Origin of the sequence: Halogeometricum sp. CBA1124 (genome assembly GCF_009741955.1) — an archaeon.
Classification (GTDB): domain Archaea; phylum Halobacteriota; class Halobacteria; order Halobacteriales; family Haloferacaceae; genus Halogeometricum; species Halogeometricum rufum.
In genome coordinates, this window is record NZ_WPCD01000025.1 from 24313 (window position 1) to 30312 (window position 6000).

Sequence of the window (6000 nt, forward strand, 5' to 3'; positions counted from 1 at the left end):
TAATCCGGTCGAAATCCCCCGAGCTCGAAAGCATAGTCCTTATACATTAGTTGAGAAAGTACTCATATGAGTGTGAGAGCGATATCACGATTTGGTGCCCCACTCTGTCCGTCCCGTGTCCAGACAATTGAACGATCGATTCACCATCACGAATGACTGAACTTACCCTGTACGAAGAAGCGATGTGTTGTTCCACCGGCGTCTGTGGACCCGACCCCGACGACGAACTAGTCGAAGTCAGTGCCGCCCTCGACCAGTTGGAGACGGCGTTCGAGGACGTCGACGTCTCGCGGGCGAACATGCAACACGACATCGACCAGTTCCTCCAGACTCAGCGTATCTCTGCCCTCGTCGAGGAACACGGGCCGTCGATTCTCCCCATCACGGTCGTCGACGACGAAATCGTCGGGAAGTCCGAGTATCTCGACTACGACGAACTCGAGTCGATCCTCGAAGATCACACGGGACCTGAGGAGGCGTCACGATGACGTCGAAACCGACCGACGCTCGCACCGTCGTCGAACCGACGAACGACGGGACCGAGTTCGTCTTCTTCAGCGGGAAAGGAGGTGTCGGCAAGAGTACCGTGAGTTGCGCGACCGCGACCTGGCTGGCAGACAACGGCTATGACACACTGCTGGTGACGACCGACCCAGCACCGAACCTCTCCGACATCTTCGACCAGAACATCGGTCACGAGGTCACGGCAATCGACGAGGTCGAAAATCTCGCAGCCATCGAGATCGACCCGGACGCCGCCGCCGAGGAGTACCGTCAAGAGACGATCGAACCCATGCGGCAGTTACTCGACGACGAGCAACTCGAAACGGTCGAAGAGCAACTCAACAGTCCGTGCGTCGAGGAGATCGCCGCTTTCGACAACTTCGTCGACTTCATGGACAGCCCAGAGTACGACGTGGTCGTCTTCGACACCGCGCCGACCGGTCACACCATCCGCCTGATGGAACTCCCCACGGACTGGAACGCGGAACTCGAGAAGGGCGGCTCGACGTGTATCGGTCCGGCGGCGTCGATGGAAGACAAGAAGGCCGACTACGAGCGTGCCATCGACACGCTACAAGACGCGGACCGGACCTCGTTCGCCTTCGTCGGAAAACCCGAGGCCTCCTCGATCGACGAGATAGAGCGGAGCGCTGCCGACCTCGCCGACCTCGGGATCGAATCTCAGATGCTCGTCGTCAACGGCTATCTCCCGGAGTCGGTCTGTGAGGACCCCTTCTTCCGCGGTAAGCGAACCGACGAGCAGTCGGTCATCGACCGCGTCGCGTCGACGTTCGACGAACAGGCGCTCGCTACCTATCCGCTCCAGCCGGGTGAGATCACCGGGGTCGACCTGCTCTCGGACGTCGGTGGCGTCCTCTACGACGGCGAAGACGCCACAGTCGACGTCGGAACCGTCCCCGACGCGACGACGGACGAACGGTCGGTAGACTTCGATTCGCTCACAGACCCCGATGCCGTCGCAGAACAGTTGCGACCGGTCGACGGGACGCGCTACCTCTTCTTCACCGGAAAGGGCGGTGTCGGAAAGAGCACTGTCGCCTCCACGACGGCGACCGCACTCGCCGAAGGAGGCTACGAGACGCTCGTCGTGACAACCGATCCAGCGGCGCATCTCGAGGACATCTTCGAGGAGTCCGTCGGTCACGACCCCACGTCGGTCGGTCAGGAGAACCTCGACGCTGCCCGCATCGATCAGGAGGAGGCACTCGAAGAGTATCGGACGCACGTTCTCGACCACGTCACCGAGATGTACCAAGAGAAAGACGACAGTGCGATCGACGTCGACGCCGCCATCCAGAACGTCGAGGAAGAACTGGAGTCACCGTGTGCCGAGGAGATGGCGGCACTCGAGAAGTTCGTCAGTTACTTCGACGAGGACGGGTACGACGTGGTCGTCTTCGATACCGCGCCGACCGGCCACACGCTCCGACTGCTCGAACTCCCGTCGGACTGGAAGGGCTTCATGGACCTCGGATCGCTGACGAAGGGAGCAGCACCCGAGAAGGGAGACAAGTACGACGACGTGATCGAGACGATGCAGAACCCCGACAAGAGTACGTTCGCGTTCGTCATGTATCCCGAGTACACGCCGATGATGGAAGCGTACCGGGCGGCGGAAGACCTGCGAGACCAGGTCGGTATCGAGACCTCGCTGGTCGTGGCTAACTACTTACTTCCCCAAGAGTACGGCGACAACGCGTTCTTCGAGAACCGTCGTGCCCAGCAGGAACGGTACCTCGACGAGATCAGCGACCGGTTCGACGCACCGACGATGCTCGCACCACTTCGACGAGACGAACCGGTCGGACTGGACGAACTCCGTTCGTTCGGGGCGGAGATTGCCGGTCTGTCTAGCGTTCGTGAGGAGATACAGGAGGAGGTGACGCCGTCGTGAGCGAGAGTCGAACCGAAGCGCCTGCCGTCGAGACGGAGCTTCGAGAGTTCCTCGAGACGCTCCGCGACTCCGAGACCTACCAGCGGTTCGTGGAGGCGCAGAAGGAACTCGAAGCGGATTCCGAGGCGATCGAGTTGCTCGAGACGTATCGACAGAAACAGGACGCGTTGCAGGACGACGAATTCGACCCCTCGGTCATGGGTGAGTTGCGAGACCTCCAGACCGAACTCTCGAACAACGAGACGATCCAGCAGCACCGAGACGCGCAGGCGGAACTCGTCGACCTCCTCCAACGGACCAACGACGCGATAAGCGAACGAATCGGTCAGGAGTTCGCACGGTCGCTCGGAGGTGGGTGCTGTTGAGTACATCCGACGAGGACGTGTTGACTGCCGCCGCCGACCTCGGGAAGAAACTTCAGACGCTTCAGTCGGAGTCGACGTCTTCCGAGTTCGAGTCGATTCTCGTGGCGTGCAACGAAGCGATAACCGAGACGACCGGCCTCGAGTACGGCGAGGTCTGCGACGCGGGTAGCGACTGCTGCTGAGTTCAGTCGTCGAGCGTCGGTCTCCGCTTCGCCCGAACCGCGACCCGGCGAACGACCTATGTACGGGTAGGTAGCAGTACTGTGCCCACATATGAAACGCATTAGGACTCCGACGAAGAGATGTCCGGTATGGCAACGAAAGAGACTCTACGCGTCGATTTCCTGTGTGTGGAAAACGCTGGTCGGAGCCAGATGGCAGCCGCATTCGCCGAACGAGAGGCGTCCGAACGTGGACTCGAAGACGTCGTCGAGGTACACTCGGCGGGAACGCGACCCGCCGACGAGGTTCACGAATCGGTCGTCGAGGCGATGGACGAAGTCGGAATCGACATCTCCGATCGGGAACCGAAGTGGGTCGTCGTCGAGGACCTCGAACACAGTCACTTCGTGATCACGATGGGCTGTACGATCAACGAGTTTCACCCCTCTACGTACGGCGTCGAGCACAGGGAGTGGGGCCTCCGCGACCCAGAGGGGGAAGACTTCGAGACCGTCCGAGAGATCAGGGATGAACTGGAGCGTCGAGTGACGGAACTCTTCGACGAGATCGAAGACGTCGCACGGGACCTCGAAACGAAACGGTCCCTCTCGGAACGGGTAACCGAGACGATCAAGAACGCGCTGTCGTTCTGACGGCGTCTCGACCGATTTTCCCGGTCCGGCCACTCGGTCGTCGGTAACTGGGGCCCGTCCGGAGCATCTCGGCGATTCGCTCGGCATCTTTACGTCCTCGATGCTCTGAGCCTCTCGTTCGACGCCGTATTCGACCCGAAAGAACTGACCGAGTGGACGGGAACGGGCACGTACGAAGACGAATTCGTATGTATCCTTCGCGGGAAACTACACACCTGATGCCCTCCATCGTCGACCAAACTGTGTTTAGCGAGCCCTCCGGCCGTCCCCTTGGAGTGGTCTACCTCTGTGGAGCACTCCTGTTGTCGGGGGCGTATGGATACTACGCCGTCGTGGGAGCTGTGACGCCGACCAGTTCCGTACTGTTTTTGAGCGCCGGACTGGCCCTGTCCGGAATTGCCGAGTCCCTGCCGAAAACTCGTCGACGGGCAGCCGGTGTCCTACGACTCACGGCGATCTCCGTACTGGTGAGCCTTCTCGTTATCATCGCCTTCGCGCCCGAATTCCTCACTAGGTGATAGAGCCGGTCGGGATAGGTTCACTGCTATTGTAACGAGTTCGTTCTCACGGGGGGCTTACTACGAGTGAGAGGAGAGACACAAGATTGAGTTGCTGCACACACCCGCTAAGTCTTGCACACCTTTTCTGACAGCAATTGGATATGTCACTGTGGCAGTGCTGAACTCAGCACGCAAATCGGCCACCTAGTTTCGACCGAGAAGCAGGACCGTGAAGGCGGACTATCGATCGACTGAAACGCGAGTACAGTCTTGTTCTCGTATGCAGTGGCTAGATGCACTCGTTCGCCCTCTCGAACGGTACGCGGATGCGCTCTCCGCTAAAAATCACGGCATCGTCGCCGTTGTCTCGTTTTGCATCTTCGTCGGCGTGATCGCTCTGGGGTTCGTTCCGGTGACTCGCCGAATCGAGACGTCCGGCTATTCCACTACAGATTTGCAGGCCGCGACGACCCGGGCGGAGGTGGACACGATACTACAAGCCTTCGACCCGGTCGTGGAATCGGTGATGCTTCTCTCCGTCCTCGATTACGTCTTCATCGTCGCAGGGTTCTTCTTGTTTTTCTCGCTCCATTCGGTCTGCATGAAGGCGCTGGCAGGCCACGGTAGGCTCGTCCTGATACCGAAGATAGGGATGGGCCTGACAGTCGTCTCTCGACTTCTCGATTCGCTGGAGAACCTCTGGGTCATCCTCATCTACACGAATCCCGACGAGTACGCGACCATCCTGATCGGTCTCACGAACAGCTCTGAAGCCTTGAAGTGGATGGTCGTCAGCGTCGAATATCCGATGCTCGGCATCGCCATCGCGCTTGCACTGCTGACACGGTTTACCTCGCTGTTCGACGGTCGCTCAGAGAGCCCACAGTAGGCAGGGCCGAAATCTTTGACCGGTGAGAGACTGCAGTAGCTGTGCTGAATACAGAGCGCGAGCCTCGCACGACGATCTGCTCGAATAGCGTGTACAGAGAATCGGTCGATACAGTCAGCATGAGCAGTTGCCCGAAATCCACGACGAATCGGAAGTTAACACATATATCCGACAACCGTGTCTTTCTGGTTTATATGCAATTCTGTGACGAGTGTGGTTCGATGATGCATACGGAGGGGGATACGTGGACGTGTCGCTCCTGTGAGAACGAAGAGTCGCGGGACTCGCAAGCGGAAGCGGAGATGGCGATCCAGGACGGACAGCAGGACGACGGAGCACCCGCCGTGGCCGACGCGACCCAAAACTCCACCGAGACGATGCAGGAGCCCTGTCCAGCCGACGACTGCGACAGCGACCGAGCCTACTACGAGATGATGCCGAAGCCGGGCGGTTCCTACGAGGTTCGGCTGTTCACCTGCGTCGAGTGCGGCCACAAGTGGCGCGGGTCCTGACTCCCGGTAACCCAAACCACTCGATTCGCAGGCTCACTGAGCGACTGGTTCAACGTCTCCAGCACGAAAGAAAAGAAGCCGGCGTACTGCATACACCCTCTGCAGTCAGCAGTTGCGTGTGGTTTGTTCCACACCTCAGTCGTGAACCCGTTTTAGGTCAACTTGCGTACTTCATAACCACTAAGCGTTCTGCGGCAACTCTCTGACAGCAATGCCCTCCCGGAGGTAGGTCCCCTCGCCAGACGAGCTATCGTTTTCGTACTACGAGGATGCATTCCCTGCACACGACATTTTTCCATGCGAAACGAGTTCGTGACGTATCTCTCCGGTTAGCGGACCAGCATCCCCGATAGTATCGACCGAGACCGTACTGGCTGCAGCAGCGTGGTTCCACGATATCGGCCGACCACTCGAACGGATCGGAGAGATCGAAGATCACGACGAATGGGACGGCCACCGAAGCCGTACCCCTTCTCCAGGCTGAAGGCGTGGCACCTGAC

General features: G+C 59.4%; 8 protein-coding genes. All 8 read left to right on the forward strand.

The window, feature by feature from the left end; genetic code table 11:
• The first annotated feature begins 152 nt into the window (after nucleotides 1–152).
• Entirely contained in the window at nucleotides 153–488 is a 336-nt protein-coding gene (gene arsD / locus GJ632_RS05710) for an arsenite efflux transporter metallochaperone ArsD (RefSeq protein WP_089808360.1), read from the forward strand.
• The gene (gene arsA, locus GJ632_RS05715) at nucleotides 485–2419 is read left to right on the forward strand and encodes an arsenical pump-driving ATPase (protein ID WP_191452364.1); all 1935 of its coding nucleotides are present in this window, start codon (nucleotides 485–487) and stop codon (nucleotides 2417–2419) included. Before arsD ends, arsA begins: the two co-directional genes overlap by 4 nt.
• A complete protein-coding gene (gene hcsL, locus GJ632_RS05720; protein ID WP_343161045.1) occupies nucleotides 2416–2784 on the forward strand; it encodes a halo-CC-star protein HcsL in 369 nt (122 codons plus the stop codon). The genes arsA and hcsL overlap by 4 nt, the downstream gene beginning before the upstream one ends.
• Nucleotides 2775–2966, forward strand: a complete 192-nt coding sequence (hcsS, locus tag GJ632_RS05725; RefSeq protein ID WP_343161046.1) for a halo-CC-star protein HcsS — start codon at nucleotides 2775–2777, stop codon at nucleotides 2964–2966. The genes hcsL and hcsS overlap by 10 nt, the downstream gene beginning before the upstream one ends.
• 129 nt (nucleotides 2967–3095) lie before the next feature.
• Complete coding sequence (locus GJ632_RS05730) at nucleotides 3096–3599, forward strand: low molecular weight phosphatase family protein (protein WP_343161047.1); 504 nt, start codon at nucleotides 3096–3098, stop codon at nucleotides 3597–3599.
• Between the two features lie 218 nt (nucleotides 3600–3817).
• The gene (locus GJ632_RS05735; RefSeq protein WP_191452367.1) at nucleotides 3818–4117 is read left to right on the forward strand and encodes a hypothetical protein; all 300 of its coding nucleotides are present in this window, start codon (nucleotides 3818–3820) and stop codon (nucleotides 4115–4117) included.
• A 262-nt stretch (nucleotides 4118–4379) separates the two neighbouring features.
• Nucleotides 4380–4988: a hypothetical protein gene (locus GJ632_RS05740; protein WP_197427898.1), complete on the forward strand. Its 609-nt coding sequence runs from the start codon at nucleotides 4380–4382 to the stop codon at nucleotides 4986–4988.
• 194 nt (nucleotides 4989–5182) lie between these two features.
• Nucleotides 5183–5500, forward strand: a complete 318-nt coding sequence (locus tag GJ632_RS05745) for an RPA12/RPB9/RPC11 RNA polymerase family protein (protein WP_089808372.1) — start codon at nucleotides 5183–5185, stop codon at nucleotides 5498–5500.
• Nucleotides 5501–6000 lie beyond the last annotated feature (500 nt).